We start from the raw sequence: 24,454 nt of genomic DNA, 5'->3' as shown, positions 1-24,454 counted from the left end.
GGGACAAATCGGAACAAGGACAGGCCACGATCACCGAGGCCGTCAGTCAGAATCAGGGTCACCGCCAGGCCGCCACTCCCATTATCGCCGATCGGATTAACCGGCATAACCATTATCAACGTCAGGAAAACTCAACCGACCGTACCCGTACGCAGCCTTCCGAGTACGGTCCGTCAAGAAAAAATGACCGACCGTACCCGAACGGTCCGCCACGAGTACGGTCCGTCATGAAAAACCTATAATGAGTGGCGTGAGCAAACTGATCATCAACTGCCTGCCGCTGACCGATGACGAGCGTCGTGCGTTCGCCGAAGCCGCAGGCGATACGCCGCAGGAATTCGTGGGGGAGCCGCGCCAGCGCGGCATGATGGGCTGGAAGGCGGTCGTGCCGGACGACCTCAAGTCGCAGGCGACCGCGGTCATCGGCAACATCCCACCCGCCGACTGCGCACAATACCCGAACCTCGATTGGCTGCAGACGTGGAGCGCCGGCGTCGACCCGTACCTCGCACCCGGCGTACTACCCGAAGACACCCACGTCACCAACGCCACCGGCGCTTACGGCCAGACCGTATCCGAGCACATGTTCGCGATGATGTGGTCGCTGATGAAGAACCTGCCCACCTACGCACGACAGCAAAGCGAACACCGTTGGCACGACCTCGGCCCCGCGCTCACGCCGGACGGTGCCACGGTGCTGGTCATCGGCACCGGCGACATCGGCTCGCACTTCGCCACGCTATGCCGGTCCGTCGGCTCGCACACGGTCGGCGTACGTCGCGATCCGACCAAGCCGGCCGCCGGCTTCGACGAGATTCACGGCTTCGACGAGCTCGACGCGCTGCTGCCCCAAGCCGACGTCATCGCGCTCGCCGTACCCGCCTCCGCCGACACCTACCATCTCATCGACGGACGCCGGCTCACCCTACTCAAATCCACTGCCGTCCTCATCAACGCAGGCCGTGGCACCGCCGTCGACTTGATCGCGCTCGCCCGGGCGCTCGCCGAAGACCAGCTGCACGGTGCCGGCCTCGACGTCACCGAACCCGAGCCGCTGCCCGCCGACAGTCCGCTGTGGGACGAGCCGCACTGTCTGATCACCCCGCACGTCGCCGGCGGCAACCATCTGGCGGTCACGGAACGCCGAATCATCGACATCGCGCTCGACAACGTGCGCCGGTACGCCGCCGGCGAGCCGCTCGTCAACGTTCGCCGCTGACGACGCCGGATGATGGTTCCGTCCGTTACGCTGACGGATGCGTTGGCGTAACGGACGAAATCGCCGGGGCGCCGGATGGCATAGCCACATGACTTGCCGTCGGCGGCGAGCTGGACAACCGCGTTCCGTATGGAGCCGTCGGCTGGATTATGTCACGGCCATGCGGAGGGGCGTGCTGCAGTCGTCTGCGCCATGCACACGGTGCCGCGTACGGCGGCTATCGGCAGGACTACCGTTCCGCGGCCTTGCCGAGCGTCTTCAGCAGCGACTCGACATGACCCTTCGCGCGCACGTTGTAGCGGGCGAGCGTGATGACGCCGTGCGCGTCGATGGCGAACGTGGAGCGGATGACGCCCACATGCACCTTGCCGTACAGTTTCTTCTCGCCGTACGCGCCGTACGCCCGGTGCACGGTCAGATCGGGGTCGCTCATCAGCGGGAACGAGAGGTGCTCCTTCTCGCGGAACCGCTGCAGCTTGTCGAGCGGATCCTTGGAGACGCCGAGCACCGTGTACCCCAGCGTGCCCAGCCGTGCGATGTTGTCGCGGAAGTCGCACGCCTCGGTGGTGCAGCCGGGCGTCATCGCCGCCGGATAGAAGTACAGCAGCACCGACTTGCCCGCGGCGGTCAGCCCGGTCAGGGAGACGGTCGTCTCGCTGCCGTCCGGATTGACGGCCTGCAGGGAGAAGCCGGGCGCCGTCTGGCCGGCGGTCAAGCGCGGTGTTGCTACCGGTGTTGCTGCTGCTGATGCCGATGTTGTCTCTGTTGCGTTGTTCTGCGGTGATGTTGCCATGATGAGCCTCCTGTCGGTTGCTGGTTCCGTTGTATCACAGTACCGTTGCGGGGTCGGATTGCGTCCGTTTGCGACCAGGACATTGGCGATTTTGGCCGGAAACTGCCTCTGTTGGGCTGATTTGCGTCCGTTTGCGACTAGGACGGCAGCCGTTGCCACGGGAAGAGGACTGAACAAGGCCGGTTTGCGTCCGTTCGCGGCTAACTTGTCTGCTGTCCTGATAGGAAACGCCCGCTGCAGCATCCGAGACTCCGGGTTTTCTCCCATTTCGAGGGTCCGGAATGGGAGAAAGCCGGGAGTTTGGCTGCGGTTCGGCCTGTGACTCCTGATTTTCTCCCATTTCGAGGGGCCAGAATGGGAGAAAACCCGGAGTCCGCAAGGCTGCCACGCAATTGAGAACCTCCCGTCCTGCTGAATCCGAAATGCGGTATAGGCAGCATGATGCCGGGCGTCCTTCGCTCGCCAAGCCGGTTGCGTCGGCGTGACGCTACCGCATGTCGGCAAGGCGCCGGCGCAGCGAGCGCACTGACGCCATGCTCGCCTCATACCGGATCGCCGCAATGACCAGCACGATGCCGCACGCCAGCAGCCACACCCACCAGAAATCCCGGGAGAACACGGCGATCCACGGCCACAGCCGCGACACCGCGACCACGACGAGCATGACCGCGCCCATGGTCAGCGGCGCCTTCCACCGCAGCAGCGCGCCCGCCACCATGCATGCCGTCGCCGCGACCAGCAACGCCACGAACCGCCACAGCACGTCGAAATGCCCCATCGCGGTCACATACGTGGGCACGAACAGCGTCAACAAGCCCGGCCACAACGCCGCCCAGCTGCGCAGCATCGGCCGGCGCCGCATCCAATACATTCCGATGGCGAGCGCCGTCACGCCGAGCAGCATCGTCGCGCCGTCGGCCTGGAGCGGTCCGTCGTTGATGACGGCCGTCAGACCGATGCAGGCCACGGCCGCCGCCAGCGAGACGATCCATCGCATGCTCTCCATGGACATGGCCTGCAACGGTGCCGGAAGCGGCGTTCCTTCCGGTGTTGTCGGCTGCACGGTCGCCGCGCACGCCCAGGTCATGCCGACGAGCGCCAGCAGCAGCACGTACGCCACGACCGCGACGATGCTGACGCCGGGTTTGCTTGACTGGTAGTCGCCCAGCGTGATGAGCATGAGCGCGAGTGCGCCGATCGTCGCCGCGACGACCCGTTCGGCACCGTGCGCAGGCGCGGGGAGCCGCGGCGTGATAGGCAGCGTCGGCGGCTGCACGAACTGCTCCATCCGGGACTGCCATGGTTCTGCCGGCTGCGGCTGGGGTGTTTGCGGGAACGGAACGTTCGGCTGCGAGCCGGACATGAGCGCAGGCTGCGATTCCGGGGCGAGGCAAGGCGCCGGTTGAGGCGTCGGCTGTTGCCCGGGTGCCGGCTGCGGCTGGAACGCGGCGTCTTGCTGGAACGGCACGTTTGGCTGGGGCGCGCGGGTTGCCGGGGAAGCCGGCCGCCGTCCTGACTGTCCGGCGGAAGTGCCGAAACCGCCGACAGCCGGCGTCGTTCGCGCCAGAACCGCAATCGCTACGGCCGCCGCCGCGACCGCCACGTCGATGCCGTCGCCCAGTGCTCGCGGCAGTGCCGGCAGCGACATCAGCAGTATGACGCCGAACAGCGACGCGCCGACCGCATACAGGCCGAACGTGCGCAACGGGCGCGCCGTGCGTCCGTGCATCATGCTTGCCGCCAACGAAACCGCCGCGCAGACCAGCAGCGACCCGCCGGTGGCCGCCGCGCCCGACCCCGTGCGGTCGCCGGCGAACGCGGGAAGGTCGCCGATCAGCCACGAGTCGACGGTCAACGCGATCAGTCCGACCCATGCCACACCCTCGGCGGAAATACGGAACCTGCCGGACAGCGGCAACGACAGGGCGATCGCGACGGCTCCCAGCACGCCGATGGCCACGATGCGGCCGACCTTGCCGAACGTGGTGTAGCCGATCGAGGCGAAGGTGATCAGCGCGATGGCGATCAGCGCCACGCCGGTCGCCAGCAGCAGCACCTGCGCGCCGGAACGCTGCGGCGGCCTTCCCGGCTGTGGCGGCATCGACGTTCCGTAAGGCGGCTGTGCTCCGTAACGCCGCTGCGTTCCGCAAGGTCGGGGTTGCGGCTGCGTGACCGGTTCGGTCTGCTGCGGCCGCGCTGCGTCAGTTTGCGGGTACGGTTTCGGTTGCGCTGGCTGCGTCGGCTGTTGCAGCGGCGTGTAAGGAAAGTTCGGCTGCCGCCCATCCGGCTGGACCCCATCGTTCATGAGACACCCCCCATGTCATGTCGGTTGTCCCCTATTGTAGCCGGCCAATGTCCCCAAACGCTAATACCGTGGAGCCCATGAGTTCCACAGCACTTCGTATGTCTACCATGTTCCTGCGCACGCTGCGCGAGGACCCCGCGGACGCTGACGTCGATTCCGCGAAACTGCTTATCCGTGCCGGCTACATCCGCAAGGCGGCGCCCGGCATCTGGACTTGGCTGCCGCTCGGCCTGCGCGTCCTCAACAAGATTGAGACCATCATCCGCGAGGAGATGGACGGCATCGGCGCCCAGGAGGTGCACTTCCCCGCGCTGCTGCCGCGCGAGCCGTACGAGAAGACCCACCGCTGGGAGGAGTACGGCGAGAACCTGTTCCGCCTCAAGGACCGTCACGAGGCCGACTATCTGCTCGCGCCGACGCACGAGGAGATGTTCACCCTGCTGGTCAAGGACATGTACTCGTCCTACAAGGACCTGCCGGTGGTGCTCTACCAGATCCAGACCAAGTACCGTGACGAGTTCCGTCCGCGCGCAGGCCTGATCCGCGGCCGCGAGTTCGTCATGAAGGACGCCTACTCGTTCAACATCGACGAGGAGGGCATGCGCAAGGCATACTACGACGAGCGTGGCGCGTACGAGCGCGTGTTCCAGCGCATCGGCCTCAAGTACGTGCCGGTGTTCGCCATGTCCGGCCCGATGGGCGGTTCCGCGTCCGAGGAGTTCCTCGCGCCGATGCCGATCGGCGAGGACACGTTCGCGCTCGCCCCCTCCGGCAAGGCGTGGAACGTCGAGGCACTGCACACGCCCGAACTGCCCGAAGTCGACTGCTCGGCCACGCCGGCCGCGTCCAAGCGCCCCACCCCGGATGCGAAGACCATCGACGGCATGATCGCGCTCGCCAACGCGAAGTACCCGCGCGAGGACGGCCGCGAATGGCAGGCGTCCGACACGCTGAAGAACGTGATCATCGCGGTCAAGCATGTGGAGGACGAGGAGCATGACAGCCCGTGGCGCGAGATCGTGGCCATCGGCGTGCCCGGCGACCGTCAGGTCGACATGAAGCGTCTCGAGGCGCAGTTCGCGCCCTTCGAGATCGAAGAGGCCACGCCCGAGGACCTCAAGACATACCCGGAGCTCGTGCACGGCTACATCGGACCCATGGTGCTTGGCCCCCAGCGTGAGGCGGCCGGTCTCAAGAAGCCGCTGCGCTACCTGCTCGACGCGCACGTGGTCAAGGGGTCCGCATGGTTCACGGGCGCCGACGAGAACGAGGTCGACTATTACGATCTGGTCTACGGCCGCGACTTCGAGGCCGACGGCACCGTCGAGGCGGTCGAGGTGCGTCACGGCGACATGAGCCCCGACGGTTCCGGCCCGCTGAGCTTCGAGCGCGGCGTGGAGATCGGCCAGGTGTTCCAGCTGGGCCTCAAGTACTCGAAGGCGCTGGACCTCAAGGTGCTCGACCAGAACGGCAAGACCGTGCCCGTGTGGATGGGCTGCTACGGCATCGGCGTCTCCCGCGTGCTCGCCTGCGTCGCCGAGACGCATCACGACGAGCGCGGCCTGGCATGGCCGGCCGTCATCGCGCCCGCGCAGGTGCACGTCGTCGCCACCGGCAAGGACCAGGCGGCCTTCGACGCCGCCGAGAAGCTGGTCGAGGAGCTCGAGTCCCGCGGCGTCGAGGTCATCTACGACGACCGCAAGAAGGTCTCCCCGGGCGTCAAGTTCAAGGACGCCGAGCTCATCGGCGTGCCGCTGATCGCCGTCGCCGGCCGCGACACCGTGAACAACGGCACCATCGAGATCCGCAACCGTGACGGCTCCGACTCCGCCGCCGTGCCTGCGGCCGAGGCTGCCGACGTGCTCGAGGCGCGGCTGAAGACGCTGCTCGGCGAGTGACATTCGGTTAAGGCATCCCGACGGATGCCATCTGATACGCCGTACGCGTAGCGCATGGGACAGTCCCCCGGTACATGCCGGGGGACTGTTCGTATATGCGGGTCGATCGGGCGACGATGCCGGTCGATGTGGATAACCGGAAATCCGTCCACAAGTTATCCACGACACGCCAAACAGTGGACCTCCGACCACATGGGTCGGAATTCCTGTGCCGCAGTCGGGAAATCTGCCATAGTGGAGCCACCGCCGGATGAGAAGGGCCGGCGGTGGCACTTCAAGCAAGCAAAGGAGACCGACATGGCGATACAACAGGGGATGGTGACCATCACCGGCTTCATCGGGGCGGAGCCGGAATCGTACAGCAAGGCGGGCGCCAAGGACGTCTGCTCGTTCCGGGTCGGCAGCACGCGGGGCTATCGGGAGCTCAAGACCGGTCAATGGCGCAGCCTGCCGACCACATGGCTGACGGTGAAGGCGTTCCGCACGCTCGCCGTGAACGTGCGGCATTCGCTGCACAGGGGCGACGCCGTGATCGTGACCGGCGTGCTCGCCACCGACGAGTGGGTGACGCAGAAAGGCGAGAAGCGTTCGCGCACCGTGCTGGAGGCGTCGAACATCGGCCATGACCTCAACTACGGCATCACCGAGCTGAAGCGGGTGATGAAGGCGAACCGCAACGCGACCGAACAGGAGGCTCAGCAGGCCGCCGGCGCTGCGAACGCCGCGGCGAACGCCGACGGGACGGGCATACCGCCTGCCGGCGCCGGTTTCGACCCGCACGTCCCACCGGGCAACGGCCAGGTCGTCACGCCGGTGGACGTCCTGTCGCCGCCCGGCGCGCAATCGGATGGTGGACAGTCGGATGCCGGACAGCCGGATGGCGGACAGCCGGGCGGATATGCGGACGCCTCGGCATCCGCGTCGGACGGGTATGCCGAGGCGCCATTGGATGAGCCGTTGGACGGGTCCATGGACGATTTCGCGGGCGACGACGAATTCAGCTGAGGCTTCTGCTGTCGGCTTCTGCTGTCGGCCGCCGCCCGCGAAGCACGTCACCAGATGCGCACGCGCTGGTCCGGGTCGAGCCACATGCCGTCGCCGGGCTTGACGTCGAACGCCTTATAGAACAGGTCGACGTTGCGCGCGATGCCGTTCGTGCGGCATTCGGCGGGGGAGTGCGGGTCGATGGCGAGGAACTTCTCGGCGAGCTCGTCACGGTTCTTCGAACGCCAGATCGATGCGTAGCTGAGGAAGAACCGCTGCAGGCCGGTGTAGCCGTCCATCACGGGCGCGGAGTCGAGCGACGCCTCGATCGCGGCGGGCGAGCCGTCCTTGGGACGGCCGGCGGCCTCGTCGAGCGCGAACGCGTACGCCTTGAGCGCGATGTTCACGCCGCCGAGGTCGCCGATGTTCTCGCCGATGGTCAGCGCGCCGTTGACGTGCGGGGCCTTGCCGGGCTCGTCGGCGTACTTCTCGGCCAGCTGCACGGGCACGAAGGCGTTGTACTGTTCGATGAGCGCCTTCGTGCGTTGCTCGAAGGCCTCGCGGTCGGCGTCGGTCCACCAGTTGTTCAGCGTGCCGTCGCCGTCGTACTGGCTGCCCTGGTCGTCGAAGCCGTGGCCGATCTCATGGCCGATCACCGCGCCGATGCCGCCGTAGTTGGCGGCGTCCTCGGCGTCCGGGTTGAAGAACGGGGGCTGCAGGATGGCCGCGGGGAACACGATCACGTTCATGCCCGGCTCGTAGTACGCGTTCACGGTCTGCGGGTTCATCAGCCATTCGCCCTTGTCGACCGGCTTGCCGGCCTTGGCCAGCTGGTAGCCCCACTCGTAGAGGGCGGCGGCCTTCATGTTGGCGACCAGTCCGGCGTCGGCGCGCACGTCGAGCGCCGTGTAGTCGCGCCAGTGCTCCGTGTAGCCGATCATCGGCGTGAACTTGCCGAGCTTCTCGAGCGCCTTGGCCTTGGTCGCCTCGCCCAGCCAGTCGCTGTTGGTGATCGAGACGCGGTAGGCGTCGATCAGGTTGGCGACGAGCTGCTCCATGCGCGCCTTGGCGCTTTCGGGGAAGTGACGGCGCACGTACTCGCGGCCCACATCCTCGCCGCAGATGCCGTTGACCAGCGCGACGCCGCGGCGCCAGCGGTCACGCTGCTTGACGGTGCCGGACAGCGTGCGCCCGAAGAACTCGAACTGGGTGACGTCGAAGTCGTGGCTGAGCATGGACGCGGCGCCGATGAGCACCTGGACGCGCGCCCACAGCTTGAGGTCGTCCAGCGAGGCGGACTGCCAGAAGTCGTCGAAGCCCTTGAGGAAGCTCGGCTCGTGCACGATCACGTGGTTCAGCGCGCCTCGCAGGTCGACCGGCTGCGCCTTCGCGGCAGTGGTGGCGTCGTACGCCTGCTGCCAGGCGTCCACCCATGCGGCGAGGTCGAAGTGGGCGAGGTCGGCGGACAGCGTCTGCCAGTCGGTGGGGTTGTAGGTCTTCTGCGAGTCTCGGGTGGCGACGTTGTCCCAATGGTTGGCGGCGATGCGCGTCTCGACGTCCAGGAAGCGGCGCGCGTCGCGTTCGGCGGAGGAGTCGGAGTCGTCCTGCACGCCGTCGTCGCCGGTGTTGCCGCGTTCCGCGCTGCCGTAGCCGGCGAGCGTGAGCAGCTTCGCGACCATCCGCACGTAGGCTTCGCGGATCGGCTCGTAATGGTCCTCGCGGTAGTACGCCTCGTCGGGCAGCGCGATGCCGGACTGCTCGATGTGCACCACGTTGGTGTCGGGGTCCTTCGGGTCGCCGTACACGGCGATGCCGAAGGCGTCGGGGCTTTCGTCGGTGGGCTTGAGCGAGCCGAGCGTGCGCACGAGCGCAGCCTTGTCGCCTGCCTGGTCGATCGCGTCGAGGGCCGGGCGGATCGGCGTGATGCCGGCGGCCTCGATGGCGTCGACATCGGTGAAGGAACGGTACAGCGCCTGCGATTTGACTGCCGGGCAGTCGTCGTCCTCGAGGATGTCGCGAATCTGGTTTTCGGAGTCTTCGGCGAGCTTGTCGAACGATCCGTAGCGCGCCTTGTCGTCGGGCAGACGGTACGTGTCGATCCACGGTCCGTTCACGAAACGGAACAGGTCGTCGGAAGGTTTGATGACGGAGGAGAAGGCTGCCGGATCGAGGCCGGAGATCTGAGGTGTAGTCATGGCTTTCATGGTATCCGCGTTGGCTGACGTCCCCGGCGCGCGTGACATTCGGTTTTCGTCGGAGGTCGGCCGTCTGCCTGATTTTCGGTTGCTGAAGTGTCTGTTTTACGCCATGGGCGAGAATTAGACAAGATGTCTAAAATAGAAACCGGAAACGAAAGACGCAGCAGCCGCCGTTCCTGCGTGGTTCCGTCGGATGGGCGGACGGACGGCCGGGACGGCGTGCGGCGCGACGAAAGGAGCCATCATGAGCGACACGATGGATGACGGCCGGAACAACGGCCGTCCGCAGCCGGAATACGGCGCATACGCCCCGCAGGGCCAGCCGCAGCAGGGACAGGCCGGCCAGCAGGGGCAGCCGAGCGCAGGCCAGTACCAGCCGAACGGCCAATCACAGCAGACCGGCCAGATTCCATACGGCCAGCCCTACGCCTACCAGCCGCCCTACGGCCAGAACGTACCCGGCGGCGACGGCGGTCAGGCCGGCGGCCCGTTCGGCGCCGCGCCGGGCGGAGCCGACTGGCAGTCCTTCAACCTGTTCCGGCTCATCGAGGAACTGCTGCCGCAGCGCGCCAAGAACACCATCCGCGCGCTCTACGGCGTCGTCGGCGCGGCCGCCGTCATCCTCGGCATCGCACTGCTCGTATGGCCCGGCAAGACGCTCGGCCTGCTCGCCATAGCGCTCGGCATCTACTTCATCGTCTCCGGCGCGGTGCGCATCGTCAGCGCCGTCGTCACGCTCGGACTGCCCGCCGGTTGGCGCGTGCTCGACGTATGCCTCGGCGCACTGCTCGCCATCGGCGGCATCGCGATGCTCAGGAACGCCATGCTCACCGGCCAGACGCTCGCCGTGTTCGTCACGCTGGTCGTCGGCATCGGCTGGATCATGGAAGGCGTGATGGCGCTCGCCGAATCCTGGCGGCTGCCAAGCTCCGGATGGGCCGTAGCCTACGCGATCATCTCGATCATCGCCGGCGTCGTCGTGCTGTTCTCGCCGCTCGCCTCGATGGTGTTCCTCGTCATCTTCACCGGCTGCTCGCTGCTCGTCATGGGCGTTTCCGCCATCGTGCGCGCGTTCGCCTTCGGCCGCCCGCGCCGCAAGTGACGCGCTGACTGCCCTGCACAGTAGGCTGGAGACCATGATCGAACTGAAAACACCTCAGGAAATCGAAGAAATGAAGCCGGCTGGACGTTTCGTCGGCGAGATCCTCAAAGAGCTCAAGGCCATGACCAAGGTCGGCACCAACCTGCTCGAGATCGACGAGTACGTGCACAAGAAGATCGTCGACCGCAAGGGCGCCGAATCCTGCTACGTGGACTACGCCCCCGACTTCGGCACCGGCCCGTTCGCGCACTACATCTGCACGTCCGTCAACGACGCCGTGCTGCACGGCGTGCCCTACGACTACAACCTCAAGGACGGCGACCTCATCAGCCTCGACCTGGCCGTCAGCGTCAACGGCTGGGTCGGCGACTCCGCCATCAGCTTCGTCGTCGGCAAGGACCCCGACCCCAGCGACCTGCGCCTCATCAAGTGCACCGAAGAGGCGCTCGCCGCCGGCATCGACGCGGCCCGCCCCGGCAACCGCCTCGGCGACGTGTCGTCCACCATCGGCGACATCGCCCGCGAATACGGCTACCCGATCAACCTCGAGTTCGGCGGCCACGGCGTCGGCCACATCATGCACGGCGACCCGCACGTCGCCAACGACGGCAAGGCCGGCCACGGCTACCGTCTGCGCCCGGGCCTGGTCATCGCCATCGAGCCCTGGTTCCTCAAGTCCACCGACGAGATCTACCAGGACCAGAAGGACGGCTGGACGCTGCGCTCCTCCGACGGTTCGCGCGGCGCGCACAGCGAGCACACGATCGCCATCACCGAGGACGGTCCGCAGATCCTCACCGTCCGCGACTAGTACGTCGTGGGCCGGCACCTAGCATGACCACCCCCAGTCAGCTCACGCTGACAGCCCCCGCCAGCGGGGGCGCAATCCTGATTGCTCCCGCCGGCGGGAGCTGGCTTGCGAAGCAAGACTGAGGGTGGTTCTCACCCACGCAAACGGCACAGCGTTTCCGCTCGTACAACAACATGGCGGCCGCGGCACGCTCGCCGAAGCACCAGCCGACCAGCACATCATCCGACGCCCGGCATGTGGCATGTCCACGTGCCGGGCGTCGTCTTTGCCGGGAAACATGCGCGCAATATAGTGTGGAATCCCAGCAACACAAGCGGCAGACGGACCGTGAACCCGGCCGTCATCCGGACATCAGAAGGAGCACGTGCATGGCAACCGCTGAACTTCACGTCGATTCGAATCAGTACACGCTGCCGGTCGTCAAAGCCTCCGCCGGTCCGGACGGCATCGTCGTCTCCAAGCTGCGCAACGACGGCTGGGTGACGCTCGACCCCGGATTCCTCACCACCGCGCAGTGCGAATCCAAAATCACCTACATCGACGGCCAGCATTCCATCCTGCGCTACCGCGGCTATCCGATCGAGCAACTGTGCGATCAGTCGGACTTCCTCGAGGTCGCCTGGCTGCTGCGCCACGGCGAACTGCCCACGAAGGCCGAATACGACCAGTTCTGCTCCGATATCAACCACAAGACCATGGTCGGCGAGGACTTCCGCACGTTCATGGGCTCGTTCCCGCGGTCGGCGCACCCGATGAGCGTGCTCGCCTCGGCGGTCAACGCGCTCGCCGCCTTCTACCCGGACACCACCGACATCACCGACTCAGACCAGCTGGACGAGGCCGCCAAGGTCATCATGGCGAAGGTGCGCACCATCGTCAGCTACATCTTCCGCCGTCGCCGTGACGAGCCGATGCTCTACCCGGACTACGCGCGCGGCTACGTGGACGACTTCCTGCGCATGTGCTTCGCCGTGCCGTACGAGCCGTTCGAATCCGACCCGCTGTACGTGCACGCGCTCGGCCGCCTGCTCATCATCCACGCCGACCACGAGCAGAACTGCTCCACGTCCGTCGTGCGCATCGCCGGCAGCGCCCACGCGAACCTGTATTCGGCGGTCGCGGCAGGCATCAACGCGCTGTCCGGGCCGTTGCACGGCGGCGCGAACGAGGAGGTGCTCCGCCAGCTCAAGGCGATCCGCGACTCCGGCAAGACCGTCAAGGAGTTCGTCGACGATGCGAAGGCGAACGGCCATCGCATCTCCGGCCTCGGCCACCGCGTCTACAAGTCGTACGATCCGCGCGCGGCCATCGCACGCAAGTACCTGGAGAAGATCATCGACCGCGAGGACACGCGCAAGCTGCCCGCCGACGAGCGCGCGCTCTTCGACGTGGCCGTGGAGCTGGAGGACATCGCGCGGCACGACGACTACTTCGTCTCACGCCATCTGTATCCGAACGTCGACTTCTATACGGGGCTCATCTACCGTGCGATCGGATTCGACCCCGCCATGTTCACCACGCTGTTCGCGCTCGGCCGCATCCCCGGCTGGATCGCGCAGTACCGCGAGATGCTCGCCGACCCGAACACGAAGATCGGACGTCCGCGTCAGGTGTACACGGGCGAGACGGAACGCGACTACGTGCCGTTCGATCAGCGGTAAGCGGGCGTGCTGGCGGCGATGCCGTTACAGTTCGCGGCCGTTGTCGGCGGCCCAGCGGCGCATCCATTCGAAGCACATCTGCGTTTGCTCGGCATCCGAGAGGGCGCGGTGCTCCTCCACGTCGGCGATGTCGAACCGCTGGATCAGGTCGACGAGACGATGGCGGTGATGCTCGGGGAAGAGCGTGCGGCTCATGCCCAGCGTGTCGATCACCCGGTTCGGCACACTGCGGTGCAGCAGCCGCGTCGCCGCAAGATCGATGAACTTCATGTCGAAGCGGATGATGTTGTGGCCGACCAGCGGGTCGTCGCCGCACCAGTCCAGAAAATCCGGCAGGACGGCGGCAAGGTCCGGCGCCGGAGCCAGCATGTCCGGCGTGATGCCGGTCAGCTTCGTGATGAACGGGTTGAGATCGCGCTCCGGGTTGACCAGTTGCTGGAACGTGTCGGTCTGCTCGCGGCCGCGCACACGGACCGCGCCGATTTCGATGATCGTGTCTCGGTACCAGCTGACGCCGGTCGTCTCAAGATCGAGCACGACGTAGTTCTCAGGCAGGTCTTCGGGCAGCATGGGTCCTCCTCGTTCATGCGGTTGCGGACGTGACCGCGCGGTCCGCCGGCCGCGCTTGCGTAGGGCAACACTGTACCGTACCGCCGCGATACACCGCGGTACACCGCGGTACGGTCGGTCAGGAAAAATCAACCGACCGTACCCGGACGAGTCGCTACGAGTACGGTCGGTTGATTTCTTGGCCCCCTCGGTGGAGGGGGCTGTCGCGGCCGCGGGCCGTGACTGGGGGAGCGCCACCCGGGAGTGGACCGTCCCCGCCTGCTACTGCAGCGCGATCTCGTCGATGCGGCGCAGCTCCTCGTCGCTGAACTCGAGGTTCTTCAGCGCGCCGATGTTGTCGATGATCTGCTGCGGCTTCGAGGCGCCGGCGAGCACGCTGGTCACCGCATCGTCATGCAGCAGCCACGCGAGGCTCATCTCGGCGAGCGTCTGGCCGCGCTGCTGCGCGATCTCGTTGAGCGCCACGATCTTGCCGTGCACCCGCTCGACGTCCTCCTTGTGCAGGAACCGCGGGTCGTGGACGACGCGCGAGTCGGCGGGGATGCCGTCGAGGTAGCGGTCGGTCAGCAGGCCCTGCGCGAGCGGGCAGAACGTGATCAGCCCCTTGCCGAGCCGCTTCGCGGTCTCTTTGAGCCCGTTCACCTCCACCGTGCGGTCGAGGATGTTGTACTTGTTCTGGTTGATGATGAACGGCACATGCATCTCGTCGAGGATCGCGGCCGCGCGCTCGAGATGCGGTCCGTCATAGTTGGACAGGCCCACGTACAGCGCCTTGCCGCTGGTCACCGCCTGCGCGAGCGCGCCCATGGTCTCCTCCAGCGGGGTCTCGGGGTCAGGGCGGTGATGGTAGAAGATGTCCACGTAGTCGAGGCCGAGGCGCGTCAGGCTCTGGTCGAGCGAAGCGAGCAGGTACTTGCGGCTGCCCCAGTCGCCGTACGGTCCGGCCCACATCTCGTAGCCGGCCTTCGTGCTGACGACGAGCTCGTCGCGGTGGGCGGCGAAGTACCGGTGGATCAGCCTGCCGGCGTTGCGTTCGGCGGCGCCCGGCTCGGGGCCGTAGTTGTTCGCCAGGTCGAAGTGGGTGATGCCGTGGTCGAACGCGGTGAACGCGAGCGATTTCATCTGCTCCCATGGCGTGATGTCGCCGAAGTTGTGCCAGAATCCCAGCGAGATCGCGGGCAGCTTCAGTCCGCTTTTGCCGCAGCGTTTGTACAGCATCGTGTCATAGCGGTCCGTCGCCGGGCTGTAGTCGTTCGTCGGTTCGAACATGAGGTCTCCTTGTGTGTGTCGTGGTCGTCGCGATGCCGTCGCCGGGCGTCCTGCCGGGCTGTGCGGCGACGTCTTCCAGTATGATGACTCTTCAAGCCGGCTTGAACGCAAATCGCTGTTCCCGGCGTGTCCCGTGGCAGCGGGACGCCGGCGGCGGACAACAGGCAAGGGAGGGGTCATGTCGGTTCGCGACGAGCATAAGGCGGACGCTGACGGCCGCGTGTACGGCATCCGCGACGTGGCGGCCATGTTCCGCATGGAACCGTCCACGTTGCGCTACTATGAGGAGGTCGGCCTGCTGACCGGCGTCGGGCGTGACGCGGCGGGCAGGCGCGTCTACCGGCAATGCCACATCCATCGTCTGCGGACTATCTGCTGTTTCAAACGCGCCGGCATGTCCATCGAGGACCTGCGGCGGTTCTTCTCGTTCGAGGACGATGAGCCGGGTCATATCGACGACATCATGACATTGTTGCAGGGCCGGCGCGAGGCGCTTGAGGACCAGCGGCGCGCGTTGGACGAGGCGTACGGCCATGTGCTGCGCAAGCTGCACTATTACGGCGACATCCGCGAGCGGCTGCGCGACGGCGGTCCGATGCCGGTCTGGGCGGACTATCGCAACGCGACGTTCGACGACTGACGACGGCTGACATCCGGCGACGGCAGTGTTCTGCTGCGCGCGACCGCGGCGGTGTCCGTCGCGGCGCGGCCGTACGCGGCGGTCCCATGCGACCGCCGGTGAAGGAAGGAGTGTTTTCGTGGGACAGTTCGGCATCGTGCTCGGCCAGCTGGTGGGATTCGGCATCATGCTGGCGGTGGGCTATCTGTGCGTGCGGCTGAAGTTCTACGGCATCACGGCGCTGAACGGCATGTGTTCGCTGCTCATCAACGTGCTCATCCCGGTGCTGGTGTTCTCCAACGCGGTCGACGGCACCGACCGTGCGCAGCTTGCCGCCAACTGGGGCGTGATGCTGGTGACGGCCGTCATGTACGCGCTGCTGGCGGCGGTGTTCTTCGCTGTGGCCCGTCTGCTGCGATTGCGTGGCTCACGGGGGCGTATCTTTCAGGCGTCCATGGTGTTCGGCAACGCCGGGTTCATCGGCATTCCGCTGATCATGGCGTTGTTCCCGCGTTCGGGCGCGATATTCGTGGCGCTGATGTCGATCGTGGACCAGTCGCTGCTGTGGACGTATGGCGTGTGGCTGTGCGAGCCGGTTGCCGGGGGATCGGACGTCGGGGGAGCAGACGTCGTGCGGCGTCGTGCGCCGCTGGCCGTCCGCGTGCGTTCGCTGCTGGGACGGTTCGTCAATCCGGCGTTCATCGGCGTGATGATCGCGCTCGCGCTGATTGTGGCCGGCGTGCACGTGCCCGGCGTCGTGCTCAAGCCGTTGCACACGATCGGCTCCATGGCCACGCCGATGTCGCTGATCTACCTCGGCGGCCTGTTCGCGCTCACCAAGTGGTGGCACGTGCTGCGGCGGTACGAACTGTACGTCGGCATGGTGCTCAAGATGATTGCGTTTCCGTTGTGTCTGTTCGCGTTGCTGGTCTGGCTGGTCGGTGCGCTGCCGTGGCTGCCGGTCACGCATGACATGATCGAGACGATCACGCTGGTCGCCGGCCTGCCGACGATGACGACGATCGCGATGTTCTGCGGGCGTCGCGACAACATGCCGGATTACGCGGTCGGCATGGTCCTGGTCACGACGCTGTTCTCGCTGCTCTCCCTGACAGTAGTCTCGGCCGTTGTGTTCTGACGGTCGGCCTACGGCGGCATCGGTGTGGCGTTCGTCCGCGGCTTCATGGAATATAGAACATATGATTCAATGACGTCCGCGGGGTGCGGACGTCGCGGATGGTCGGCCGGCAGCCGGGTGGTGGTTGTCGGCCGACCGTGCAGGACGGGAGGGGACCATGCTGCAGATACAGTCGATCTCGAAGCAGTACAAGACCGGCGACTTCGTATGCAAGGCGCTCGACGACGTGAGCGTCAGCCTGCGCGACAGCGAGTTCGTCGCGATCCTCGGCCCCTCCGGGTCGGGCAAGACCACGCTGCTCAACATCATCGGCGGGCTCGACCGCTATGACAGCGGCGACCTCATCATCAACGGCGTCTCCACGAAACGGTACAAGGACCGCGACTGGGACGCCTACCGCAACCACACCATCGGGTTCGTGTTCCAAAGCTACAACCTGATCCCCCACCAGAGCATCGTCTCCAATGTGGAACTGGCCCTGACCATATCAGGGGTTCCGCGGTCCGAACGCCGGGCGCGCGCCCTGCACGCGCTCGAGCAGGTCGGGCTGGCCGAACATGCGAACAAACGACCGAACCAGTTGTCCGGCGGTCAGATGCAGCGCGTCGCCATCGCGCGTGCGCTCGTCAACGACCCGGACATCGTGCTCGCCGACGAGCCGACCGGCGCGCTCGACTCGGACACGTCCGTGCAGATCATGGACCTGCTCAAGGAGGTCGCCAAGGACCGTCTGGTCGTCATGGTCACGCACAATCCCGAGCTCGCCCGCGAATACGCCACCCGCATCATCGAGCTCAGGGACGGCGTGCTGCGCAGCGACTCCGACCCGTATGAGGTGCCCGAACAATCCCAGGAGAAGCCGGCCGTGCACCGGAGGCTCGGCAGGGCGTCGATGTCGTTCGCCACATCGGTCGCGCTGAGCTTCAACAACCTGCGCACCAAGAAGGCGCGGACCCTGCTCACCTCGTTCGCCGGGTCGATCGGCATCATCGGCATCGCGCTGATCCTCTCCGTCTCCACCGGCGTGAACGCCTACATCGACGGCATCCAGCGCGACACGATGACCGCCTACCCCATCACCATCGACTCGCAGACCTTCGACATGACCAGCATCATGGGCGCGCAGGCCGGCGGCCGCACCGACGAGGAGAAGTCGGCGAAGACCGACGGCATCTACCCCGACGACCGCAGCGTCAAGCAGACGGCGAACCTGACGAACAGCATCACGAAGAACAACCTCACCGACTTCAAGAAATACCTCGACAATCCGAACAGTGAGGTGCGCAAGTACGTCGGCTCTACCGGCATCCAATACTCGTACGACGTGAAGTTCTCCGTGTTCGACCACGACCCGGACGGTACGCTGGTGAACGCCGACGGCGTGGACATCGGCGGCACCGGATCCTCGTCGGTGGCTTCGAAGATGACGTCGATGGGACCGTCCGCCAGCATGTCCGACGTCACCGGCATGCAGATGTCTATGCTCACCGGCAAGACCGACACGAACGCGGCCCCCGACTCGTTCCACGAGATCATGCCCGGCACGAAGGACAGCCAGCTGATCAGCAAGGTCGTCAAGGACAACTACCGGGTCGTGCGTGGCGCATGGCCGACGACCAAGGATGAGGTCGTGCTCGTGCTCGACGACGACAACAAGGTGCCGCTCACCACGCTGTACGAGCTCGGCCTGCTCAAGGCCGCCGACTACGACGAGATGATGAGCCGGATCGACGCAGGCAAGAAGATCAACACGCCGACCGGCCGCATCGACTACTCGAAGGCGCTCGACCAGAAGCTGTACCTCATCCCCGCGGCGGACCAGTACGTCAAAGGCGATGACGGGCGCTACACGTACATCGGCGACAACGCCGACGAGATCGCGAAACGGCTGTCCACGGCCACACAGCTCAAGGTCGTCGGCGTGGTCAAGCCGGTCAAGGACGCCTCCGCCACGCCGCTCGCCGCCGGTGTCGGTTACACGAGGGCGCTGACGAACGACCTGATCGACCATGCCGACTCAAGCGCCATCGTCGCCGACCAGAAGGCCGACAAGGAGCGCAACGTGCTCAACGGCCTGACGTTCTCACCGAAGGACGATGCCGAGAAGGCGGCGGACGCGAAGACCTACGTGTCGACGCTCGGCGTAAGCGACAAGGCCGCCATGGCCAAGACGCTGCTGACGAGCTCGCAAGCGGCTGGGCAGTCGGCGGCTGGGCAGGCAGCGGGACAGCAGACGGCTGGGCAGCAGATGTACGGCGCGACGCAGAACGGATCCGCTGCCGCCGGCCAGTCCACCGGCGCAGCGAGCGAACAGCAGCTGGCCGACAGCCTTGACGCCTATGTGGCCTCCGCCACGCAGGACCAGCTGGTGAAGATCTACGACGCCTACGTCTCCGGCGGCAGCTACGACGACAACCTCGCCGCATTCGGCGTCATCAGCCGCGACGCCCCGTCGACGATCAACATCTACGCCGACAGCTTCGAGAACAAGGACCATATCTCCGACGCGATCAGCAACTACAACGCCACCGTCGGCAAGGACGACCGCATCGTCTACACCGATTACGTGGGACTGATGATGAGCTCCGTCACCACGATCATCAACGTGATCTCCTACGTGCTCATCGCCTTCGTATCGGTGTCGCTGGTCGTCTCCTCGATCATGATCGGCATCATCACCTACATTTCGGTGCTTGAACGCACCAAGGAGATCGGCATCCTGCGCGCCATGGGCGCATCCAAGCGCAACGTGTCGCAAGTGTTCAACGCGGAGACCGGCATCATAGGCCTGTGTGCGGGTCTCATCGGCATCGGCGTCACGCTGCTGCTGCTCATCCCGGGCAACCAGCTGCTGCATCATGCCATTGGCAATAATGACGTCAATGCCGTACTGCCGCCGCTCGCCGCGGTGATTCTGGTGCTGCTCAGTGTGGCGCTCACGCTGGTCGGCGGCATCATCCCCTCACGCAAGGCCGCCAAACAGGACCCCGCCACCGCCTTGCGCACCGAATAACACCCACATCTGCCATCGGCGTCGCTCCTCAGCCGCCCCGCCACCTTGGCCCCTCGTCGGACGGGGCTGGCCCGTTGACTGTGGTGACGATTGGCCCGCCTCCCTTGGCCCCCTCGGTGGAGGGGGCTGTCAGCGGAGCTGACTGGGGGAGCGCCGCCCCCGTCCAGCTGTGGCGAAGGTCAACCCGTCACCTTGGCCCCCTCGGTGGAGGGGGGCTGGCTGAGCGGAGCGAAGACTGGGGGAGCGTCACCCGCTCAGCTATGGCAACGGCCGCCCCGCCACCTTGGCCCCTTGGCGGAGTGGGCTGGCCCGTTGGCTGTGGTGACGATTGGCCCGTCTCCCTTAGCCCCCTCGGTGGAGGGGGCTGTCAGCGGAGCTGACTGGGGGAGCGTTGCCCACGCTGGCGGGGGCTCCCGCGTAGCGGGTGGGGGTGGTGTTCAACGTGTCGTGCTGTCACCCCCCAGTCTCGCTTTGCTCGCCCGCTCAGCTTTCGGCGACCGCCTGAATGGCGACCGCGCCGACGAAGTTGATCGGCTGGCTGAAGTTCGGCTGGAAGAACAGGTCGGCGCCGGCCAGCTGGTCGATGGTGAACCCGGCCTGAATGGCCACGGACACGACGTTCGCCGCCTGCGAGATGTCATGCTTCGAGAGGAACTGTGCACCGAGGATGCGCCGCGTCACCGGATTCCACACGATCGTGGCGGTCACCGGCGTCGTGGTGAGCATGAAGTCCGGACGGTAATCCTGCACCAGCGTCGTCGACTTCGCCGCCAGCCCCCGTCGCTCGGCGCCACCGGCCGTCAGACCGGTCGCCGACATCGCCAGATCATACAGCTGGACGGCGCTCGTCGCCTGCGTGCCCGGATACCGCTTCGTCGCGGAGACGATGTTCTCGCCGATGAGCAGGCCCTGACGCACCGCATTGGTGGCCAGCGGAATATAATCGTCCGCCCCCGTCGGGTTGTACCGCACGGTCGCGCTGTCGCCGGCCGCGAACACGTCCTCCAGGACCGTGTTGTCCGGCAGCGAGGCGCGCATGTAATCGTCGATGACGATCGCACCGTTGCGCAGCATCCGCAGCTGGTCCTTGAACAGCTCCGTGTTCGGACGGAAGCCGGCGCCCAGGATCGCCACGTCGGCCGTATACTCGCCCTTCTCCGTGACGACCGTCACACCGGAACCCTCAACGCCGTCCGAGCCGGCGGCCGGCCGGAACGCGACCACCTTCTGACCCAGCGCCAACGTCACACCATGGTCCTCGAACGCCCGCTCCACCTCATCGGTGATGTTCGCGTCGAAATTGTTGGCCAGCACACGCGGCAGGGCATCCACCAGCGTCGTCTTCACGCCGATCTCGCTGAACTGCTCCGCGATCTCCGCGCCGATGTAGCCGGCGCCGATCACCACCGCCGACTTGGCGCTCTTCGCACGCTCCTTGATCGCCAGCGCGTGCCCCCAGTTCTTGCACAGCAGCACGCGGCCGGACTCCAGACCTTCGTCCAGGCCGTCGATCGGCGGCACCACCGGCGCCGAACCGGTCGTCACCACCAGCTTGTCGAACCGGTACTCGCTCACCTCGCCGGAGGCAAGGTCCTTGGCGTGCAGCACCTTGCCCTTCACGTCCACGTCCAGCACGTCGTGCCGCATGTGCATCGTCGCGCCCGCCTCGCCCAACGCCTCAGGGGAGGAGTAGAACATGCGCTTCGGATCCGAGACGTGATCGCCCACCCACAGCGCGATGCCGCAGGAGAGGAACGAGAGCGAATCATTGCGTTCGAACACGTGAACCGTCCAATCGGGATGGTTCTTGAGAATGGAGGTCGCGGCGAACGTGCCGGCGTGCGTGCATCCGACGATGGCTACAGTGGTCATAAAAGCTCCTTTGCTCGTGGGCCTGTCACTATGCGAAACCGACGGGTTCGCCCAAGCCGGCCGGACCCGTCGCGCCCGGTGCTGCCCGGGCGACATCAGCATCAAGCCTATCGTGTCGCGCGAGCGGAGTGCGCCCCGTCCGCTTCCGGGCGTGTCGTCTTGTGGCCGCCGCCTTTCGGAACAAAGCGCAGGCGATGTCGAGAACCCAGTCGTTGCAACGTTTTACAGCCCCCTATAACTAACGGATATGCCGCGCGGCTTGCGAAAGCCGCCAACGCCGCGGTACCGTCGAGACGTCCGCGGGATTCACAGGGGATCCCGCAAGAAGTATCTCAGGGGGTGCTTATGACGAGGTTCAATACCCAGCTGGTCCACGGACTGCCGGTCAACGACAACAACACCGGAGCCGTGAACCCGCCGATCTACAACTCATCGACCTATGCTTTCGAATCGGTCAGCGCCATGCCCCGCTGGGACTACGCGCGCAGCGGCAACCCGACCCGCGACTTCCTGGAACGTCAGATCGCCCAGCTGGAGCACGGTACGCGCGGCTTCGCCTTCGCATCCGGCCTCGCCGCAATCCACGCGGTGCTCAGCATCTTCAAGCCAGGAGACCGCATCGTCGTTGGACGCAACATCTACGGCGGCACCTATTCGCTGTTCAACGAGTACTTCGCCGAACGCGGCATCGAATTCGAATCGGTGGACACCGCCGACTATGAGGCGCTCGACGCCGCCATCAGCGGCAGGAACGCCGGTGCGGACGGCGACGGCCGATGTCGGCGCCCGGCCGCGGCCGTGTACTTCGAGACGCTGACGAACCCGCTCCTGCAGGTCAACAACGTCAACCGCATCTCCGCCATCGCGCACCGGTACGGCGCGATCTCCATCGTCGACAACACGTTCGTCACCCCGTACCTGCAGCAGCCGCTCGACCTTGGCGCCGACGTGGTCATCCATTCGGCCACCAAGTACCTCGCCGGCCATTCCGAAGTCAACGCCGGACTCGTCGTCGTGCTCGACGAAGAGATCGGCCGCAAGATCTACTTTGCACAGAACCGGTTCGGCGGCGTGCTCGCACCGGCCGAATGCAACGACGTGCGCCGCGGCATCCAGACGCTCGCGCTGCGCATGGACCGGCAGCAGTCCAACGCCGAATCGGTGGCCGCCTACCTGCTCGCCCACCCGCTGGTCAGGACCGTCCACTATCCAGGACTGCACGGCGACCGCAACCGGCTGCTCTCCGAGAACGGGCTGCGCGGCTTCGGCGGCGTGCTCTCGTTCGAGGTCGTGCCCGGCGCAGACCCGGCCATCGTGCTCGACAACCTGCATGTGTTCCGTCTTGCGGTCAGCCTGGGCGCCGTGGAAAGCCTCGCCGAACTGCCGTGCCGGATGACGCATTTCGAACTGCCGCGCGAGGAGCGGCTCAAGGTCGGCATCACCGACGAGCTGATCCGGCTGTCCATCGGCATCGAGGATGCGACCGATTTGATTGAGGACCTCGGTCAGGCGTTCGACAAGGCTTACGACGCGCTGGAGAGGGAAGGCTCTGCGCTGGTTGATTTCAGCCGGCTGACGACCGTGGCCGCATGAGAGCTTCGTGAAGGCCGTACGCCGTTTCGGGCGCGCGGCCTTTTCGCGTGTGTTGACAGGCAAGGCAAACGAAAGTGAAGGATGATGACGGATTTCAGGACTGATGCGATTCACGCCGGCTATACGGCGACCGGGCACGATGATGCGGTGAGCGTGCCGATCTACGCCTCCGCGGCGTTCGACCTGGAGAACTCGCTCAGGGGACGTGACCTTGCCGCCGGCGTGACGCAAGGATTCGAATACTCGCGCGTCGCCAACCCCACGGTCGACGCGCTCGAACGGCGCATCGCCGCATTGGAGGGCGGCATCGGCGCGGTGGCCGTCTCGTCCGGCATGGCGGCGGTCTCCTACGCGCTGATGTGCGCGGGGGAGCGCGGCGGGCGCATTATCGCTCCCACGAACCTGTATGGCGCCAGCGTGGACGCGCTTGGCGATTTCCTGCCGCAGTTCGGCATCGAAGCCGACTTCGTGGACGACATCAACGACCTTGACGCCATCGAAGCCGCGATTCGCCCCGAGACGAGGGCCATCTTCGCGGAGACCGTCGCCAACCCGAGCACCGAGATCACCGACATCGAACCGATCGCCGAGCTCGCGCACCGTCATGGCATCGCGCTCATCGTCGACAACACGGTCCCCACCCCGTATCTGCTGCGCCCCATCGAATTCGGCGCCGACATCGTCGTGCACTCCACCACCAAGGGCATCACCGGCCACGGCAACGCCATCGGCGGCGTCATCGTCGACGCCGGCCGCTTCGACTGGGCGAACGGCCGGTTCCCCCAGTTCACGCAGGAGCAGCAGGTCATCGCCGACCCTGACGGCACGTTGCGCAGCTTCGCCGACAAGTACGGCGCCGAAGCGTTCATCCGGCGCATCCGCATCAAGTACCTGCGCACGTTCGGCGCCGTGCAAAGCGCGTTCAACGCCTACCTGCAGCTCATAGGCCTGGAGACGCTGCCGCAGCGCGTCAGCCAGCAGGTCGCCTCCGCGCGGACGATAGCCGAGCATCTCACGCACACGCCGCACGTCATCAAGGTCAACTATTCCGGACTCGGCAGCACCCCGCAGTACGATCTGGTCGCCAAGTACTTCCCGCGCGGCGTCGGCCAGATCCTCTCGTTCCTCGTCGACGGCGACGTCAGCAACGTGCGCCGCATCCTCGACGGCACGAAACTGTTCGCCTACGTGCCGAACATCGGCGACGCGCGCTCGCTGATCGTCGACCCGGTGAACATCACCCACCGCGAGGTGCCGGAACGCTACAAGCTGGCCGACGGCGTGACCCCCAACCTGATCCGCCTGTCCATCGGCCTCGAGGACGTGAATGACCTCATCGCCGACCTCGACCAAGCCATCGCCGCCGCCTACTGACCGTATTGCGGACCGTGTTGCGTGTTCGCTGACAC

The 24,454-nt window shown here is 66.1% G+C and carries 17 protein-coding genes; 11 read left to right on the top strand and 6 right to left on the bottom strand.

Annotated features, from left to right (window positions below; all coding sequences use genetic code 11):
* The first annotated feature begins 250 nt into the window (after window positions 1-250).
* On the top strand, window positions 251-1,219 hold the full coding sequence (locus F7D09_RS07775) for a D-2-hydroxyacid dehydrogenase (protein ID WP_226836106.1): 969 nt from the start codon (window positions 251-253) through the stop codon (window positions 1,217-1,219).
* Between the two features lie 229 nt (window positions 1,220-1,448).
* Here the strand turns inward: F7D09_RS07775 and F7D09_RS07770 are convergent, their stop codons facing one another.
* On the bottom strand, window positions 1,449-2,012 hold the full coding sequence (locus F7D09_RS07770) for a peroxiredoxin (RefSeq protein WP_152234826.1): 564 nt from the start codon (window positions 2,010-2,012) through the stop codon (window positions 1,449-1,451).
* Window positions 2,013-2,499: 487 nt separating this feature from the next.
* Complete coding sequence (locus F7D09_RS07765) at window positions 2,500-4,113, bottom strand: SCO7613 C-terminal domain-containing membrane protein (protein WP_152234825.1); 1,614 nt, start codon at window positions 4,111-4,113, stop codon at window positions 2,500-2,502.
* Between the two features lie 281 nt (window positions 4,114-4,394).
* Between F7D09_RS07765 and F7D09_RS07760 the strand changes: the two genes are divergently transcribed.
* Complete coding sequence (locus F7D09_RS07760) at window positions 4,395-6,215, top strand: proline--tRNA ligase (RefSeq protein ID WP_193312384.1); 1,821 nt, start codon at window positions 4,395-4,397, stop codon at window positions 6,213-6,215.
* A gap of 297 nt (window positions 6,216-6,512) precedes the next feature.
* Complete coding sequence (locus F7D09_RS07755) at window positions 6,513-7,220, top strand: single-stranded DNA-binding protein (protein ID WP_152234823.1); 708 nt, start codon at window positions 6,513-6,515, stop codon at window positions 7,218-7,220.
* Window positions 7,221-7,267: 47 nt separating this feature from the next.
* Here F7D09_RS07755 and F7D09_RS07750 read toward each other — a convergent pair whose 3' ends face one another.
* Entirely contained in the window at window positions 7,268-9,394 is a 2,127-nt protein-coding gene (locus tag F7D09_RS07750) for a M13 family metallopeptidase (RefSeq protein WP_152234822.1), read from the bottom strand.
* Window positions 9,395-9,641: 247 nt separating this feature from the next.
* Between F7D09_RS07750 and F7D09_RS07745 the strand changes: the two genes are divergently transcribed.
* The 3 genes from F7D09_RS07745 (at window position 9,642) to F7D09_RS07735 (ending at window position 12,971) form a co-directional block, all read left to right on the top strand.
* A complete protein-coding gene (locus tag F7D09_RS07745; RefSeq protein ID WP_152234821.1) occupies window positions 9,642-10,499 on the top strand; it encodes an HdeD family acid-resistance protein in 858 nt (285 codons plus the stop codon).
* Between the two features lie 34 nt (window positions 10,500-10,533).
* Window positions 10,534-11,310, top strand: a complete 777-nt coding sequence (map, locus tag F7D09_RS07740; RefSeq protein ID WP_152234820.1) for a type I methionyl aminopeptidase — start codon at window positions 10,534-10,536, stop codon at window positions 11,308-11,310.
* Between the two features lie 368 nt (window positions 11,311-11,678).
* On the top strand, window positions 11,679-12,971 hold the full coding sequence (locus tag F7D09_RS07735; RefSeq protein WP_152234819.1) for a citrate synthase: 1,293 nt from the start codon (window positions 11,679-11,681) through the stop codon (window positions 12,969-12,971).
* A 24-nt stretch (window positions 12,972-12,995) separates the two neighbouring features.
* On the opposite strand, the gene F7D09_RS07730 is transcribed toward F7D09_RS07735, so the two are convergent.
* Together F7D09_RS07730 and F7D09_RS07725 are read right to left on the bottom strand one after the other, a co-directional pair.
* Window positions 12,996-13,541: a 3'-5' exonuclease gene (locus F7D09_RS07730; protein WP_152234818.1), complete on the bottom strand. Its 546-nt coding sequence runs from the start codon at window positions 13,539-13,541 to the stop codon at window positions 12,996-12,998.
* A gap of 261 nt (window positions 13,542-13,802) precedes the next feature.
* Window positions 13,803-14,810: an aldo/keto reductase gene (locus F7D09_RS07725; RefSeq protein WP_152234817.1), complete on the bottom strand. Its 1,008-nt coding sequence runs from the start codon at window positions 14,808-14,810 to the stop codon at window positions 13,803-13,805.
* A gap of 178 nt (window positions 14,811-14,988) precedes the next feature.
* Between F7D09_RS07725 and F7D09_RS07720 the strand changes: the two genes are divergently transcribed.
* The 3 genes from F7D09_RS07720 (at window position 14,989) to F7D09_RS07710 (ending at window position 19,580) form a co-directional block, all read left to right on the top strand.
* Window positions 14,989-15,450 carry a MerR family transcriptional regulator gene (locus F7D09_RS07720; protein ID WP_152234816.1) on the top strand — a complete coding sequence of 154 codons (462 nt, stop codon included), beginning with the start codon at window positions 14,989-14,991 and terminating at the stop codon, window positions 15,448-15,450.
* 118 nt (window positions 15,451-15,568) lie between these two features.
* Window positions 15,569-16,567: an AEC family transporter gene (locus F7D09_RS07715; RefSeq protein ID WP_152234815.1), complete on the top strand. Its 999-nt coding sequence runs from the start codon at window positions 15,569-15,571 to the stop codon at window positions 16,565-16,567.
* 157 nt (window positions 16,568-16,724) lie between these two features.
* Window positions 16,725-19,580 (top strand): ABC transporter ATP-binding protein/permease, encoded by a 2,856-nt coding sequence (locus F7D09_RS07710; protein WP_152234814.1) that lies wholly within the window; start codon window positions 16,725-16,727, stop codon window positions 19,578-19,580.
* A gap of 483 nt (window positions 19,581-20,063) precedes the next feature.
* On the opposite strand, the gene F7D09_RS07705 is transcribed toward F7D09_RS07710, so the two are convergent.
* The gene (locus tag F7D09_RS07705; RefSeq protein WP_152234813.1) at window positions 20,064-21,452 is read right to left on the bottom strand and encodes an FAD-dependent oxidoreductase; all 1,389 of its coding nucleotides are present in this window, start codon (window positions 21,450-21,452) and stop codon (window positions 20,064-20,066) included.
* Window positions 21,453-21,797: 345 nt separating this feature from the next.
* Between F7D09_RS07705 and F7D09_RS07700 the strand changes: the two genes are divergently transcribed.
* Window positions 21,798-23,045, top strand: a complete 1,248-nt coding sequence (locus F7D09_RS07700; protein WP_152234812.1) for a trans-sulfuration enzyme family protein — start codon at window positions 21,798-21,800, stop codon at window positions 23,043-23,045.
* A gap of 84 nt (window positions 23,046-23,129) precedes the next feature.
* Window positions 23,130-24,419, top strand: coding sequence for an O-acetylhomoserine aminocarboxypropyltransferase/cysteine synthase family protein (locus F7D09_RS07695; protein WP_152234831.1), 1,290 nt, complete (start codon window positions 23,130-23,132; stop codon window positions 24,417-24,419).
* Window positions 24,420-24,454: the final 35 nt, after the last annotated feature.

Origin of the sequence: Bifidobacterium leontopitheci (genome assembly GCF_009193355.1) — a bacterium.
In the GTDB taxonomy this organism is placed as follows: domain Bacteria; phylum Actinomycetota; class Actinomycetes; order Actinomycetales; family Bifidobacteriaceae; genus Bifidobacterium; species Bifidobacterium leontopitheci.
Note: the sequence above shows the minus strand (reverse complement) of the source record. Positions and strands in the feature narration are given on the sequence as shown.